General features: G+C 59.5%; 16 protein-coding genes. 11 read left to right on the top strand and 5 right to left on the bottom strand.

From position 1 onward, the window contains the following. Window positions 1-240 precede the first annotated feature (240 nt). A complete protein-coding gene (locus PG5_RS15875) occupies window positions 241-546 on the bottom strand; it encodes a DUF2288 domain-containing protein (RefSeq protein ID WP_020798127.1) in 306 nt (101 codons plus the stop codon). A gap of 349 nt (window positions 547-895) precedes the next feature. On the opposite strand from PG5_RS15875, the gene PG5_RS15870 reads away from it, so the two are divergent. The 5 genes from PG5_RS15870 to PG5_RS15850 all read left to right on the top strand — a co-directional run bounded on the left by PG5_RS15870 (window position 896) and on the right by PG5_RS15850 (window position 5,899). After that, window positions 896-2,023: a branched-chain amino acid ABC transporter substrate-binding protein gene (locus PG5_RS15870; protein ID WP_020798126.1), complete on the top strand. Its 1,128-nt coding sequence runs from the start codon at window positions 896-898 to the stop codon at window positions 2,021-2,023. Between the two features lie 233 nt (window positions 2,024-2,256). Next, on the top strand, window positions 2,257-3,180 hold the full coding sequence (livH, locus tag PG5_RS15865) for a high-affinity branched-chain amino acid ABC transporter permease LivH (protein ID WP_007947264.1): 924 nt from the start codon (window positions 2,257-2,259) through the stop codon (window positions 3,178-3,180). After that, the gene (locus PG5_RS15860) at window positions 3,177-4,433 is read left to right on the top strand and encodes a high-affinity branched-chain amino acid ABC transporter permease LivM (protein ID WP_020798124.1); all 1,257 of its coding nucleotides are present in this window, start codon (window positions 3,177-3,179) and stop codon (window positions 4,431-4,433) included. Before livH ends, PG5_RS15860 begins: the two co-directional genes overlap by 4 nt. After that, the gene (livG, locus tag PG5_RS15855; RefSeq protein ID WP_020798123.1) at window positions 4,430-5,197 is read left to right on the top strand and encodes a high-affinity branched-chain amino acid ABC transporter ATP-binding protein LivG; all 768 of its coding nucleotides are present in this window, start codon (window positions 4,430-4,432) and stop codon (window positions 5,195-5,197) included. Before PG5_RS15860 ends, livG begins: the two co-directional genes overlap by 4 nt. Further along, on the top strand, window positions 5,198-5,899 hold the full coding sequence (locus PG5_RS15850; RefSeq protein WP_020798122.1) for an ABC transporter ATP-binding protein: 702 nt from the start codon (window positions 5,198-5,200) through the stop codon (window positions 5,897-5,899). It abuts the gene before it with no gap. A 210-nt stretch (window positions 5,900-6,109) separates the two neighbouring features. Here PG5_RS15850 and PG5_RS15845 read toward each other — a convergent pair whose 3' ends face one another. Next, window positions 6,110-7,018: a LysR family transcriptional regulator gene (locus tag PG5_RS15845; RefSeq protein ID WP_020798121.1), complete on the bottom strand. Its 909-nt coding sequence runs from the start codon at window positions 7,016-7,018 to the stop codon at window positions 6,110-6,112. A 105-nt stretch (window positions 7,019-7,123) separates the two neighbouring features. Between PG5_RS15845 and PG5_RS15840 the strand changes: the two genes are divergently transcribed. The 3 genes from PG5_RS15840 (at window position 7,124) to PG5_RS15830 (ending at window position 10,157) form a co-directional block, all read left to right on the top strand. Next, entirely contained in the window at window positions 7,124-7,723 is a 600-nt protein-coding gene (locus PG5_RS15840; RefSeq protein WP_020798120.1) for a short chain dehydrogenase, read from the top strand. A 59-nt stretch (window positions 7,724-7,782) separates the two neighbouring features. Further along, complete coding sequence (locus tag PG5_RS15835; RefSeq protein WP_020798119.1) at window positions 7,783-8,448, top strand: COG3650 family protein; 666 nt, start codon at window positions 7,783-7,785, stop codon at window positions 8,446-8,448. Window positions 8,449-8,543: 95 nt separating this feature from the next. Continuing rightward, the gene (locus PG5_RS15830; RefSeq protein ID WP_020798118.1) at window positions 8,544-10,157 is read left to right on the top strand and encodes an NAD(P)/FAD-dependent oxidoreductase; all 1,614 of its coding nucleotides are present in this window, start codon (window positions 8,544-8,546) and stop codon (window positions 10,155-10,157) included. Window positions 10,158-10,280: 123 nt separating this feature from the next. Here the strand turns inward: PG5_RS15830 and PG5_RS15825 are convergent, their stop codons facing one another. Further along, window positions 10,281-11,375, bottom strand: a complete 1,095-nt coding sequence (locus tag PG5_RS15825) for a PLP-dependent cysteine synthase family protein (RefSeq protein WP_020798117.1) — start codon at window positions 11,373-11,375, stop codon at window positions 10,281-10,283. A gap of 249 nt (window positions 11,376-11,624) precedes the next feature. On the opposite strand from PG5_RS15825, the gene nhaA reads away from it, so the two are divergent. Then, the gene (gene nhaA, locus PG5_RS15820; protein WP_020798116.1) at window positions 11,625-12,818 is read left to right on the top strand and encodes a Na+/H+ antiporter NhaA; all 1,194 of its coding nucleotides are present in this window, start codon (window positions 11,625-11,627) and stop codon (window positions 12,816-12,818) included. A 28-nt stretch (window positions 12,819-12,846) separates the two neighbouring features. Then, window positions 12,847-13,542, top strand: coding sequence for a hypothetical protein (locus PG5_RS15815; protein WP_225441878.1), 696 nt, complete (start codon window positions 12,847-12,849; stop codon window positions 13,540-13,542). A gap of 76 nt (window positions 13,543-13,618) precedes the next feature. Here PG5_RS15815 and PG5_RS15810 read toward each other — a convergent pair whose 3' ends face one another. Then, a complete protein-coding gene (locus tag PG5_RS15810; protein ID WP_020798113.1) occupies window positions 13,619-14,083 on the bottom strand; it encodes a glycine zipper 2TM domain-containing protein in 465 nt (154 codons plus the stop codon). Window positions 14,084-14,249: 166 nt separating this feature from the next. Here PG5_RS15810 and PG5_RS15805 point away from each other — a divergent pair, with 166 nt between their 5' ends. Next, a complete protein-coding gene (locus tag PG5_RS15805) occupies window positions 14,250-14,486 on the top strand; it encodes a hypothetical protein (RefSeq protein ID WP_033043204.1) in 237 nt (78 codons plus the stop codon). 5 nt (window positions 14,487-14,491) lie between these two features. Here the strand turns inward: PG5_RS15805 and pdxH are convergent, their stop codons facing one another. Then, on the bottom strand, window positions 14,492-15,139 hold the full coding sequence (gene pdxH / locus PG5_RS15800; protein WP_020798111.1) for a pyridoxamine 5'-phosphate oxidase: 648 nt from the start codon (window positions 15,137-15,139) through the stop codon (window positions 14,492-14,494). Window positions 15,140-15,155: the final 16 nt, after the last annotated feature.

The raw sequence follows: 15,155 nt of genomic DNA, 5'->3' as shown, positions 1-15,155 counted from the left end.
GGCTCGCTCCCACAGTTGACCGCGTACCTTCTGGGTAAATGCGATCCCTGTGGGAGCGAGCCTGCTCGCGAAGGCGCGCGCGCGCGAAACAATTGGGCAGTCGTTTAATTGCCTACCCAACTGTTCCCGTTACGTTTACGTCACCGTGAAGCGTGGCCTTTCTCTACGGCAACGTGCCATCACGCTACTCGGCTACACACTTATCTCCGCCAAGCCATCGCACCAAGACAGTGCAACCATTCAAGCCTGCGCCTTTTCCTGAATCATGATCCAGGGCGAAACCACCACCGCCCACAACTCCGGATCCCTTTCAAAAAGATCCAGCGCCCGCGTTTCAGACAGCTTGGCGACCTTGTCGTCAGCCAGCCAGGCGGCCACTTTCTCGCCGTCATCGGTCGCCATGGCTTCGGCGGCAGCGATCAAATCAAGGCCGGGGTCGACCCACAATAGGGCACCCTTGGCAAAGAACGGCTCCAACTCCTTCCAGGTAATAGATGCAGTTTCTCCAAGCAGCTTGGCATAGAGGGTGCTAGGTTCTTCAATCATGGGTCAGGTCCGGAAAAGAAATCGACGCAATGATAACGTCGGTGGTCAGGCAGAAAAACCCAGATGCAATTTGCAGGATCGAATGAAAAGCGCAGGAATGCCAAGGAATGCACGGAATCTGGGTATAAGCCCGTCAAAGCCCCGCCGCAATTCTGACTTTTTCTTTCAAAAAAGCGACACCCCCAAGTTTTGCCCCCCGGCGCCAGCTTCCCAGGCTGACAATCGGCGCTCTACACTGTACCGGTACAGTTGCCGAGGGGCTTTTCCGGGGAATGTCGTAGATACTGACCCGGTTCTGCCGCCGACGGCGCCAGGACTATAAAAATTACAACAGTAAGAGTGGAGCACTATGACTAAGGCTACTAAGCAGATTTCCAAACTGTTTGCCGCTATGGTTCTGGCCGGGGTTGCCAGCCATTCGTTCGCAGCTGACACCATCAAGATCGGCATCGCCGGCCCAAAAACCGGTCCTGTAGCCCAATACGGCGACATGCAGTTCAGCGGCGCCAAAATGGCCATTGAACAGATCAACGCCAAAGGCGGCGTAGACGGCAAGAAGCTCGAAGCCGTTGAATACGATGACGCCTGTGATCCAAAACAAGCGGTAGCGGTCGCGAACAAAGTCGTCAACGACGGCGTGAAATTCGTGGTTGGCCACCTGTGCTCCAGCTCCACTCAACCGGCTTCGGACATCTACGAAGACGAAGGCGTGATCATGATCACCCCGGCAGCCACCAGCCCGGACATCACCAACCGTGGTTACAAAATGGTGTTCCGCACCATCGGCCTCGACAGCGCCCAGGGCCCTGCCGCCGGTAACTACATCGCCGACTTCGTAAAACCGAAAATCGTTGCCGTGCTGCACGACAAACAGCAATACGGTGAAGGTATCGCCTCTGCCGTGAAGAAAACCCTGGAAGGCAAAGGCGTGAAGGTTGCCGTGTTCGAAGGCGTCAACGCCGGCGACAAGGACTTCTCTTCGATGATCGCCAAGCTCAAGCAAGCCAACGTCGACTTCGTCTACTACGGCGGCTACCACCCGGAACTGGGCCTGATCCTGCGTCAATCCCAGGAAAAAGGCCTGAAAGCCAAGTTCATGGGTCCGGAAGGCGTGGGTAACGATTCCATCTCGCAGATTGCCAAGGACGCTTCTGAAGGCCTGCTGGTGACCCTGCCGAAATCCTTCGACCAGGATCCGGCCAACATCGCCCTGGCTGACGCGTTCAAGGCCAAGAAAGAAGATCCAAGCGGTCCGTTCGTGTTCCCGGCCTACTCGGCTGTGGAAGTGATTGCCGAAGGCATCAAGGCGGCCAAGTCCGAAGACTCCGCCAAAGTGGCTGAAGCCATCCACAAAGGCACCTTCAAGACCCCTACCGGCGACTTGAGCTTCGACGAGAAGGGCGACCTGAAAGACTTCAAATTCGTGGTTTACGAGTGGCACTTCGGCAAACCAAAAACTGAAGCCAAGCCTCAGTAAGGCGCTGCCTGACTGACTGCCAACAAAGCCCACGGCGTGCCGTGGGCTTTGTTTTACGAACGTATCTGGGCCGTGCTGGCGTGATCCGCTAGTCTCCCCACCTGAAAATCTCAAAACCGTCATCAGCGGTTCGCTGGCAAATCCCGGATTCGAAGTGGATGCAGATCCACGGGGCCCGGGCGGGAAAATGACTCCACCAGTGAAATGCGTATCAGGTTTTTAGGAGCGCTGTAATGCCTGACATCTATCACTTCTTCCAACAGCTGGTTAATGGTTTGACCATTGGCAGCACGTATGCCCTGATCGCCATCGGCTATACGATGGTCTACGGCATCATTGGAATGATCAACTTCGCCCACGGCGAGGTGTACATGATCGGCTCCTACGTGGCGTTCATCGCCATCGCCGGGCTGGCCATGCTGGGACTCGACAGTGTTCCGCTGTTGATGACCGCCGCTTTCCTGGCGACCATCGTCGTCACCAGTGCCTACGGCTACAGCATCGAACGGATCGCCTACCGCCCCTTGCGCGGCAGCAACCGTTTGATCCCGCTGATTTCCGCCATCGGCATGTCGATCTTCCTGCAGAACACGGTTCTGCTGGCGCAAGACTCCAAGGACAAATCCATCCCCAACCTGATTCCGGGCAACTTTGCCTTCGGACCAGGTGGCGCACATGAAGTGCTGATTTCCTACATGCAAATCGTGGTGTTCGTGGTGACCCTGGTCGCCATGCTCGGCCTGACGCTGTTCATCTCCCGCTCTCGCCTGGGTCGCGCCTGCCGCGCCTGTGCCGAAGACATCAAGATGGCCAACCTGCTGGGTATCAACACCAACAACATCATCGCCCTGACCTTCGTCATCGGTGCCGCGCTGGCGGCCATCGCGGCCGTGCTGCTGAGCATGCAGTACGGCGTGATCAACCCGAACGCCGGTTTCCTGGTCGGCCTCAAGGCCTTCACCGCCGCGGTACTGGGCGGTATCGGCAGCATTCCGGGCGCCATGCTTGGCGGACTGGTGCTGGGTGTGGCGGAAGCCTTTGGTGCCGATATCTTCGGCGACCAATACAAGGACGTCGTGGCGTTCGGCCTCCTGGTTTTGGTGTTGTTGTTCCGGCCAACTGGCCTGTTGGGCCGTCCGGAGGTTGAGAAGGTATGACTAGGAATCTTAAACAGGCGCTGTTCAGCGCTTTGCTGGTGTGGGCCGTGGCCTACCCGGTACTCGGTCTGAAGCTGACCATCGTCGGCATCAACCTCGAAGTTCATGGCACCAGCGACGCCACCCTGATCACCATCGCGGTGTGCTCGGTACTGATGTTCCTGCGTGTGCTGTTCGACCAGCAGATCAGCTCGGCCTGGCGTTCTTCGCCGAGCATGCCGCTGATCCCAGCCAAGGCCAGCAACTTCCTGACCCTGCCTACCACTCAGCGCTGGATCATCATCGCGCTGATCGCCGGCGCCCTGGTCTGGCCGTTCTTCGGCTCTCGCGGTGCAGTCGATATCGCGACGCTGGTGCTGATCTACGTAATGTTGGGCCTGGGCCTGAACATCGTGGTCGGCCTGGCCGGCCTGCTCGACCTCGGTTACGTCGGTTTCTACGCCGTTGGCGCCTACAGCTACGCGCTGCTGTCGCACTACTACGGCCTGAGCTTCTGGATCTGCCTACCGATCGCCGGCCTGATGGCGGCCACCTTCGGCTTCCTGCTCGGCTTCCCGGTGCTGCGTCTGCGCGGTGACTACCTGGCGATCGTGACCCTGGGCTTTGGTGAGATCATCCGTCTGTTCCTGCGTAACCTGACCGGCCTCACGGGCGGTCCGAACGGTATCAGCAACATCGAGAAACCAACGTTCTTCGGCCTGACCTTTGAACGTAAGGCCGCTGAAGGGATGCAGACGTTCCACGAGTATTTCGGCATCGCCTACAACTCGATCAACAAGGTGATTTTCCTGTACCTGGTTGCGTTGTTGCTGGCGCTCGGCGCGCTGTTCGTCATCAATCGCCTGCTGCGCATGCCCCTGGGCCGCGCGTGGGAAGCGTTACGTGAAGACGAGATTGCCTGCCGTGCTCTGGGCCTGAACCCTACCGTGATCAAATTGTCGGCGTTCACCCTGGGTGCCAGCTTCGCCGGTTTCGCCGGTAGCTTCTTCGCTGCCCGTCAGGGCCTGGTGACGCCGGAATCCTTCACTTTCATCGAGTCGGCGATCATCCTCGCCATCGTGGTACTGGGTGGCATGGGCTCGCAGCTGGGTGTGATCCTGGCCGCCGTGGTAATGATCCTGCTGCCGGAAATGATGCGTGAGTTCAGTGAGTACCGCATGTTGATGTTCGGTGCCTTGATGGTACTGATGATGATCTGGCGCCCTCAGGGTCTGCTGCCCATGCAACGTCCTCACATGGAGCTGCGCAAATGAGCCGCGAGATCCTTAAAGTAGAAAACCTGAGCATGCGCTTCGGCGGCTTGCTGGCGGTCAACGGCGTTGCCTTGAGCGTGAAAGAGAAACAAGTGGTTGCCTTGATCGGCCCCAACGGCGCCGGCAAGACCACCGTGTTCAACTGCCTCACCGGCTTTTACAAGCCAAGCGGCGGCAGCATCCTGCTCGATGGCGAGCCGATCGAAGGCCTGCCGGGCCACAAGATCGCCCTCAAGGGCGTGGTGCGCACCTTCCAGAACGTGCGGTTGTTCAAGGACATGACCGCGGTCGAGAACCTCTTGATCGCCCAGCATCGCCACCTGAACACCAACTTCCTGTCCGGCCTGTTCAAGACCCCAGGGTTCCGCAAGAGCGAACGCGAGGCCATGGAATTCGCCGAGTACTGGCTCGAAAAGGTCAACCTCAAGGAGTTCGCCAACCGTCCGGCCGGCACCCTGGCCTACGGTCAGCAACGGCGCCTGGAAATTGCCCGCTGCATGATGACCCGTCCGCGGATCCTCATGCTCGACGAACCGGCCGCCGGCCTGAACCCGAAGGAAACCGAGGACCTCAAGGCGCTGATCAGCGTGTTGCGTCAAGAGCACAACGTCACCGTGCTGCTGATCGAACACGACATGAAACTGGTCATGAGCATTTCCGACCACATCGTCGTGATCAACCAGGGCACGCCCCTGGCCAACGGTACGCCGGAACAGATCCGTGACAATCCTGAAGTGATCAAAGCCTACCTGGGGGAAGCGTAAATGCTGCAGTTCGAAAACGTTTCCACCTTCTACGGCAAGATCCAGGCCCTGCACAGCGTCAACGTCGAAGTCCGCCAGGGCGAGATCGTGACCCTGATCGGCGCCAACGGTGCCGGCAAGTCCACGCTGCTGATGACCCTGTGCGGTTCGCCGCGGGCCCACAGCGGCAGCATCCGCTACATGGGTGAGGAGCTGGTCGGGCAGGACTCTTCGCAGATCATGCGCAAGAGCATTGCCGTGGTGCCGGAAGGTCGTCGGGTGTTTTCCCGCCTGACCGTCGAAGAAAACCTCTCCATGGGTGGTTTCTTCACCGCCAAAGGCGACTATCAGGAACAGATGGACAAGGTCCTCGGACTTTTCCCACGCTTGAAAGAGCGCTTCAGCCAGCGTGGCGGCACCATGTCCGGCGGCGAACAGCAAATGCTCGCCATCGGCCGTGCGCTGATGAGCAAACCCAAGCTGTTGCTGCTCGACGAGCCTTCACTGGGCCTGGCCCCGATCATCATCCAGCAGATCTTCGATATCATCGAACAGCTGCGCAAGGACGGTGTAACGGTGTTCCTGGTCGAGCAGAACGCCAACCAGGCGCTGAAAATCGCTGACCGCGCCTACGTGCTGGAAAACGGCCGGGTGGTGATGACAGGCACCGGTGAAGCGCTGTTGACCGATCCGAAAGTGCGCGATGCGTACCTCGGTGGCTAAGCCTTTGCGGTAAACAAAAAGACGGCCTTTGCGGGCCGTTTTTTTATGCCCACCAAACTTCAACAACATCGCCCCCCCCTTTAGGAGCGAGCATGTTCGCGAAGAACCTGAGGCCACCGCGGGGCATCAGGCTTCCCGCTTTATCGTTAACGACCATCGCGACGGTGCGACGATTCGACATGCTCGCTCCTACAGGGGGGGCGTGATGGTTTAGAGCCTGTCCAGCGCCTCGCCGCTGCGCTTGAACCAGCCCATCAAATAATCCGCCAGCACCTGCGTACGCCTGGGCAGCCCACCCTGATACGGATGCACCAGATACATCGGCATGCTGCGTGTCTGATAATCACGCAGCAGCCAGCGCAAACGCCCGTCAGCCAATTCCGCCGGCAATGCATAGGACGGCAAGCGGGCAATGCCGGCGCCAGCCAGTGCGGCTTTTTTCAACAGGTTGTAATGATTACTGGCGAACGGTCCCGAAACCCGCACCCGCAACAACTCGTGTTGTTGGTGATACAACCACTCCTCCCGACCACTGTAGTGGCTGTTGAGCAAACAGCGATGCCCGGCCAGCGCCTGAGGGGACTGCGGCTCACCGTATTGCTCCAGATAGGCCGGGCTGGCACAGGTCAACTCCCGCCACGCCAGTAGCGGGCGCGCCACCAGGCGCTGGTCAATCGCCACATCGGAGCGGACCGCCAGATCGAAGCCGTCACGGGACAAATCGCGGTAGTTGTTGTTGAGCTCCAGTTCGATCTGCACCTCGGGATACTGGGCCGAGAACTCCAGCAACAAGCCATCGAAGAACGTTTCCCCAAGCGACACAGGTACGGTCATCCGCACAGGGCCCGCCATGTCATCCTTCAACCGTGCCAGGGCCTGGCGCGCGCGCTCGACTTGCACCACCAGCGCCTGGGCTTGGGGCAACAACGCAGCGCCTGCCGCCGTCAGGCTCAAGCGTCGCGTGGTGCGTTGTAGCAGGACCACGGAAAACTGCGCTTCCAACTGACTGATGCGCTTGGACAACTGGCCCTTGCTGCAACCCAATTGCTGCGCCGCCAAGGTAAAGCTGCCTGCTTCGACCAACACGGCGAATGCCGCCAGGTCATCCATCTCGCTCATGGATTGTTTCCATTTGAAAACCAAAGGTTGCCTATTAGCGCGCTTATCCGTGGAAAAAACCAGTCTAAACTGAGGCCTCACTTATCGATACGAGGATCAGCCAGCATGAAAATTCTTTTGATCGGCGCAGGTGGCACCATTGGTTCGGCCGTCGACAAGGAACTGTCCCCGCGCCACGAGATCGTGCGCATCGGCCGCAAAAGCGGTGATTTCCAAGTGGACATCAGTGACAGCGCCTCGATTCGAAAACTGTTTGAGCAAACGGGCAAGTTCGATGCGTTGGTCTGCGCCGCCGGCAACGTGACCTTCGCGCCACTGGATGAAATGACCGAAGAGAGTTTTACCCTGGGCCTTAAAGACAAGTTGATGGGCCAGGTCAACTTGCTGCTGGTCGGTCGCGAGTTCGCGAATGACGGCGCGTCGTTCACCTTCACCACCGGCGTGCTCAGCCACGATCCGATCCGCAGCGGCGCGTCCGCCGCGTTGGTCAACGGTGCCCTGGACAGCTTTGTCCGTGCCGCCGCGATCGAATTGCCGCGTGGCCTGCGGGTCAACTCGATCAGCCCGAACGTGCTGGTCGAAGCCATGGGCAAATACGCACCTTACTTCCGCGGCTTCAAACCGGTTCTGGCGGCCGATGTGGCATTGGCCTACGCAAAGAGTGTCGAAGGCTTGCAGACAGGTCAGACCTTTCACGTGGGCTAAAGCCTTGTGATGAACGGTCAGGCTGAGTAACGTGACGGCACTTGTCAGGAGACCCCAAGATGCGTGCTGCCCGTTCCTTAGTCCTCGTTGCCCTTCTTCCACTGTTCGCCGCATGCCAGTTGTTCGATGGCTCGAGGGAAAGCGCTTCCCACGTCGGCCAGGCCCGTATGCAGGGCCAATTGAGCGCAGCCGACGGCAAGCTGTTGTTCCAGCCGTGCGGCGAGCAGAAACGTTATGCGGTCAACGACACGGGCGGTACCAGCGTCCTGCAACAGGCCGCGAGCCTGGCCGATGCCCAAGGCAAACTGTTTGCCGATGTGCGCGGGCGGATCGTTTCCGGCTCCGGCGACGGGCAACTGGACCTCGAACAGCTGTATCGCATCGAGCGTTCGGGCAATGCCTGTGCCGATCCCGACTTCAAGAAGCTGATCCTGCGCGCCGCCGGCCATGCCCCTGAGTGGAGCGTGAGAGTCACCGGCAAAGGCATGGTCCTTGAACGCGCCGGCCAGGCGCCGTTGGCCGTGCCCTATGTCGAGGAGCAATTGGGCGAAGGCCGCTTCAACCTCAGCACCGAAGCCAACCAGCAGCACATCGAACTGTGGGTCGCACCGCAACGCTGCGTCGACAACAGCACCGGCAGCATCCAGCACATGAGTGCTGAACTGCGGATCAACGGCCAGGTGCAACGGGGTTGTGGGTATTTCGGCGGATCGCGCGACGACTGATCGTTTAAGCCTCACGGGCCTGAGCCTTTGAGGCTTATAATCGCCGGTTTCAAACGCCCTGGCGCAGTTGTGCGCCCCGCGAACCGGATCCTGCCATGTTACGAATCACCGAACTCAAGCTGCCAATCGACCATCCCGATGAAGACCTGCGCCCTGCCATCCTGCAGCGCCTGGGCATCACCAGCGATGACTTGCTCGATTTCACCTTGTTCAAGCGCAGCTACGATGCGCGCAAAAAGTCCTCCGAGCTGTGCTTCATCTACACCATCGACCTCGATGTTCGCGATGAAGCCTCGGTGCTGCACAAGTTCGCCGATGACCGTAACGTCAACGTGGCACCGGATGTCAGCTACAAAATGGTCGGCCAGGCGCCGGCCGACCTGAGTGTGCGCCCTGTCGTGGTCGGCTTTGGTCCATGCGGGATCTTCGCCGGCTTGCTGCTGGCGCAAATGGGCTTCAAGCCGATCATCCTCGAACGCGGCACCGAAGTGCGCCAGCGCACCAAGGACACCTGGGGCCTGTGGCGTAAAAGCGTGCTCAACCCCGAGTCCAACGTACAGTTCGGCGAGGGCGGCGCGGGGACATTCTCCGATGGCAAGCTCTACAGCCAGATCAAGGATCCGAAGTTCATCGGGCGCAAAGTCCTCAATGAGTTCGTCAAGGCCGGTGCCCCGGAAGAAATCCTCTACGTCAGCAAACCGCACATCGGTACGTTCCGCCTGACAGGCGTGGTGGAAAACATGCGTGAGCAGATTCGCGCCATGGGCGGTGAAGTGCGTTTCCAGCAGCGGGTTACCGACGTGCTTATCGAGGACGGCCAACTGGTTGGCGTCGAACTCGATGGCGGCGAGCAGATCCACTCGAAACACGTGATCCTGGCCCTCGGCCACAGTGCCCGGGACACGTTCCGCATGTTGCACGGCCGTGGCGTGTTCATGGAAGCCAAGCCATTCTCGGTAGGATTCCGCATCGAACACCCGCAGTCGCTGATCGACCGCGCGCGCCTGGGCAAGTACGCAGGCCACCCGAAACTCGGCGCCGCCGACTACAAACTGGTGCACCACGCCAAGAATGGCCGTTCCGTCTACAGCTTCTGCATGTGCCCGGGCGGCACGGTGGTGGCGGCGACGTCCGAGCCAAATCGCGTGGTGACCAATGGCATGAGCCAGTACTCGCGTAACGAGCGCAACGCCAACTCCGGGATCGTTGTCGGAATTACCCCGGAAGTCGATTACCCGGGCGGCCCGTTGGCCGGTATCGAGTTGCAGGAACGCCTGGAATCCCACGCCTTTGTGCTAGGCGGCAGCAACTACGAGGCACCGGCGCAACTGGTCGGCGACTTTATCGCCGGCAAGCCGTCCACCGAGTTGGGCAGCGTTGAACCGTCCTACAAACCGGGCGTTGCCCTGGGTGACCTGGCGCTGGCCTTGCCGGCCTTCGCCATCGAAGCGATTCGCGAAGCCTTGCCGGCATTCGAGAAACAGATTCGCGGTTACTCGCTGCACGATGCCGTGTTGACCGGGATCGAGACCCGCACGTCGTCGCCGTTGCGCATCACCCGCAACGAGTCGATGCAAAGCCTGAACGTCAAGGGCCTGTTCCCGGCGGGTGAAGGCGCAGGTTATGCGGGTGGGATTCTGTCGGCGGGTGTCGATGGCATTCGCATCGCCGAAGCCGTGGCGCGGGACATCCTGGGCTTGCAGGCCTGACGCATATCCCTTGTGGGAGCGAGCCTGCTCGCGAAGGCGGATTAACACTCAACAGAAATGTTGACTGATCTACCGCTTTCGCGAGCAGGCTCGCTCCCACAGTGATTTCTGCGCATGACGAATTCAGATATTGGCGCGCAACACCGTAGCCGGTAGCGCCTCGCCGCGCTCGACCGTCGCCGCCACCGCATCGATCAACCCACCCAGTTCAAACCCCTCGGCCTGAAGCCAGGCCTGATCGTAATACGTCGTGGCATAGCGCTCGCCGCTGTCGCACAGAATCGCCACGATCGACCCCTCCTCCCCCGCTGCAGCCATCTGCTGCGCGGCCATCAAGGCGCCGATCAGGTTGGTCCCGCTCGATCCGCCGACATGACGCCCCAGACGTTTCGCCAGGTAATGCATGGCTGCCAACGACAACGCGTCCGGCACCTTGACCATCGCATCGATGACCTTGGGCAGGAATGACGCCTCCACCCGGGGTCGTCCAATGCCCTCGACCCGCGAACCGTGAGCCAGGCGCAGGCTGGCATCACCGCTCTGGTAGTAATCGAAAAACACCGAGCGTTCGGCATCGGCACACAACACGCGGGTGGCGTGCTGGCGATAGCGTACGTAACGTCCCAGGGTCGCCGTCGTGCCCCCGGTACCGGGGCTGGACACCAGCCAGCTCGGCTCCGGGTGCTTTTCGAAGCGCATCTGCTGGAAGATCGATTCGGCGATGTTGTTGTTCGCCCGCCAGTCGGTCGCGCGCTCGGCGTAGGTGAACTGGTCGATGAAGTGGCCATCGTGTTCGCGCGCCAGGCGTTCGGATTCGGCGTAGATCTGTGTAGGGTCCGTGACCAGATGCGTTTGCCCGCCATAGAAAGCGATTTGCGCAATCTTCTCCTTCGAGGTGCTGGCCGGCACGACCGCAATGAACGGCACCCCCAGCAAACGCGCGAAGTACGCTTCGGAAATTGCCGTCGAACCGCTGGACGCCTCGATGACTGGCGCTCCGGGCTTGAGCCAGCCATTGCACAGCGCGTACAGGAACAGCGAACGCGCCAGACGGTGTTTCAGGCTGCCGGTGGGATGGCTCGACTCATCCTTGAAGTACAACTCGATGCCGGCAAAGCCTGGCAGCGACAAGGGGATCAGATGAGTGTCGGCGCTGCGCTGGAAATCGGCTTCGATGATCCGGATGGCTTCGCGGGACCACTGTCGGATGTCGCTCATGGTAGTTATCTCGATGGATCGGGCAATTGGCGGCCTTTTCACAAGCCTGAGCCTTCAAGCTTAGGAAAAATCCTACATCCAGCACAGATACAGCTGGGTTCCAATGCATCCGGCAACTGCTAGGCTCAAGACCTCGCCGCAGAATCGTGCTGTTACGACATATAACAAAAAAGAATATAACTTTTGTTTTAACAACTAACGGTACGGGTTAGGGTGTGCCACCTTTTGACTAATCGATGGAGAGCGACTGTGCCTCTGCGTAGCACGTTCACGCGTTTCTTTCAGCTGGAAGCTGCCAGCGGTCTGTTATTGATCGCCGCGGCTATCCTCGCGCTGATCATCAATAACTCCCCGCTGTCGTGGCTGTACAACGGCCTCCTGGAAACCCCCGTTGTCGCCCAGATCGGCGCGCTGAAAATCGCCAAGCCCCTGCTCCTATGGATCAATGACGGGCTGATGGCGATGTTCTTCCTCTTGATCGGGCTGGAGGTCAAGCGCGAGGTCCTCGACGGGCAACTGTCCAAGCCGTCGCAGATCGTCCTGCCCGGCGCAGCCGCCATTGGCGGCATGGTCGTGCCAGCGTTGATCTACTGGTTCCTCAACCGCGACAACCCGCCGGCCCTGAACGGCTGGGCGATCCCGACAGCCACCGACATCGCTTTCGCGCTGGGTGTACTGGCGTTGCTGGGCAAACGCGTTCCGGTCTCGCTGAAGTTGTTCCTGATGACCCTGGCGATCATCGACGACCTCGGCGCCATCATCATCATCGCGATTTTTTACTCCGGCGAGCTGTCGACCCTGTCCCTGGCACTGGCTGCAGCCTGCATCGCGGCGCTGATCGGAATGAACCGGCTCGGCGTGGTAAAGCTCGGACCGTACATGATCATCGGCCTGATCCTCTGGGTCTGCGTACTCAAGAGCGGTGTGCATGCCACGCTGGCGGGCGTGACCCTGGCCTTCTGCATACCGTTGCGCACGAAAAACGCCGAACCGTCGCCCCTGCTGACACTGGAACACGCGCTGCACCCTTGGGTGGCCTACGGCATCCTGCCGTTGTTCGCCTTCGCCAACGCCGGCCTGTCGCTGAGTGGCGTTACCGCCGAGAGCTTCACCCATAACGTGCCAATGGGCATCGCGATTGGCCTGCTTCTGGGCAAGGCAATCGGCGTCTACGGCCTGACCTGGCTGGCGGTGAAAACCGGCATCGCCGCCCTGCCCCAGGGTGCCAATTGGGGCCAGGTGCTGGGTGTCGCAATTCTTTGCGGCATAGGCTTCACCATGAGCCTGTTTGTCGGTTCGCTGGCCTTTGAGCCAGGCGTGAGTGACTATGCGGGGATGGATCGGATGGGGATTCTCACCGGTTCGATTCTGGCGGCCTTGATTGGCTATGCCGTCACGGCTGCGGCGAGTCGCAAGCCTGCACTGCAAACGGCGCACCTGTAGGACCAAGCTGGCTCCAGGCGGCGTTCCGATGGACGTCAACGATGATGCGGGAAATCTGAAACCCAACGGTGTTTTCAGGTTTTTCGCGAGCAAGCTCGCTCCTACAAAAAACCGTACAGAACTTCGGATTCTTCCTACGAGCTTTACGGAAGCTGCCTGCATAAATCCCCAAGCCTTTCTCGTTAACGTTGCGATTTGTGACCGTGCCTTTTGCTTTATGCAGACATGGTCAAATTCAGCAATTTTGGAGAGGGTTATGGCGCTACGTCAGGAACTGATGCCCCCGCACCTTTGCGAAACCAAGGTTGCTCGCCTTGCAAACCTTGCTGCGCAAATTGATGGCGCAAATCAGGATCAGACCAGGGATCAGCTGGCTCAATTCAATCGAGAGGCTATGACGGATCTGACCTCTCTCGATTTTCCAGGTATTGACGAAGCCCAGGATCATGACACTTGGGTTCGCCAGATCCTGATGGGGCCTTATGAGCGCCGCCTGAAGGATATCTCCCAACCTGAAATGATCGAAATGGCTCGAAGAGTCATGGATGCGGATATCCCGGAACACGCCACCTGCTTTTGGCTGCAAATGTTGGCCCTCAATATTCCAGATGCTCGTATTTCCGATCTTTTTATCTGGCCCGGCGAATATTTTGGTGATGGGGACGACGCTCGAGAATTAATACCCGAGCAAGTCATTGAAACAGCCCTAAAGAACGATTTTTAGCCCGATGCCGGAAACCGGCGCAAAAAAAACCCGACCAGTCACCCTGGTCGGGGTTTTCTCTTACCCGTATTACCGCTTAGTGAGAAACGCGACTGGTGCCATCAACCGTGGCAATACGCACGCGCTCGCCGACGCGGAACACTTCGTTTTCCTGAACCTGCTGCACGTAGGCACGCATGCTGCCGTCGTCTTCACGCACGGTGATCTCCACGCCCTGGGTGCGGGTCAGGCCTTCTTCGGTAGCCGAGCCCAGCAGCCCGCCGGCCACTGCGCCGATGACCGCTGCGACGATACTGCCTCGGCCGCCGCCGATGGCACTGCCGCCAACTCCGCCGACCACTGCACCCGCAGCGCCGCCGATCGGGGTCTTGGTACCTTCGATTTTCACCGGCCGCAGGGCTTCGATGGTGCCCATGCGAATCGTCTGCACGCGACGCGCTTCGTCACGGGAATAGGAGTCACCGGTCAAGCTCGATTGGCAGCCAGTGAGCAACATCGCCATGGTGGAAAAGGAAGCAACCAGCAGAACAGACTTACGCATAGCATCAACTCCAAAGGACAAGTAACCATTAAACTCCGCAGCTGAACGCCTGTCACGGCCTTGCCTGGAGAAAATTGCTTCGATTCAGGCTCTGTACAGGCCCCTTGACGAGCTCACCACACAGTTGTGGCTATTTGCAAAACTGCGCCACTGACCAGGGATCTATATGGATTACTTTATCATTGTCGTCACAACCGTCGCTGGACTGTACTTCCATGGGTGGCTATATGTGCGCATCAGACGCTGGATGGACCGTGACCTGGCATTAGCGCTGGCTGGCAAGGACGAGCAGAAAAAAGCCTTCATGCTCGAACAGTTGGCAAGCGCTCATGCGCAGAAAATCAAGCGTCGAGACCTGCCGCGGTGGCTCGAGGCCGCAGCGGCAAGCTATTCCGAGCGGTAGACTGCTTAAGGCGCCAGACGTTCAAGAATCCAGTTGGCGCCCTGCAGACGATAGTTGAGCCGGTCGTGCAGACGGCTTGGACGACCCTGCCAGAACTCGATGCGCTCTGGCAGCAAACGATACCCACCCCAATGTTCAGGGCAATGTGGCTGGGTATCGCTGAAACGCTGCTCGGTATCCTTGAGCAGCGACTCCAGTTCGCTACGATCGGCTATCACCCGGCTCTGCGGCGAAGCCCAGGCACCGAGGCGGCTGCCCAGCGGGCGCACCTGATAATACGCATCGGACTCCTCGGGCGTGACCTTCACCACCCGACCTTCAATCCGTACCTGACGCTCCAGCGTCGGCCAGAAAAACGTCATGGCCGCGAATGGATTCGCCTCCAGCTGCTGGCCTTTGGCGCTGTCGTAGTTGGTGAAAAAGGTGAAGCCCTGCGCATCCAGTCCCTTGAGCAGCAGAATGCGGCAATGCGGCCGCCCGTCCTGGTCGACAGTGGCCAAGGTCATGGCATTAGCCTCCACCGGTGCCTGCTCGGTTTTCACCGCATCGGCAAACCATTGGTGGAACAGCGCAAACGGCTCGGCCGGGGCTTGCGCCTCGGTCAGGCCATCACGGGTGTAGTCGCGGCGCATATCAGCCAGGGCCTTGGTCATGGCGCAATCCTTATGG

Origin of the sequence: Pseudomonas sp. G5(2012) (assembly GCF_000408945.1) — a bacterium.
Lineage (GTDB): Bacteria > Pseudomonadota > Gammaproteobacteria > Pseudomonadales > Pseudomonadaceae > Aquipseudomonas > Aquipseudomonas umsongensis.
Note: the sequence above shows the minus strand (reverse complement) of the source record. Positions and strands in the feature narration are given on the sequence as shown.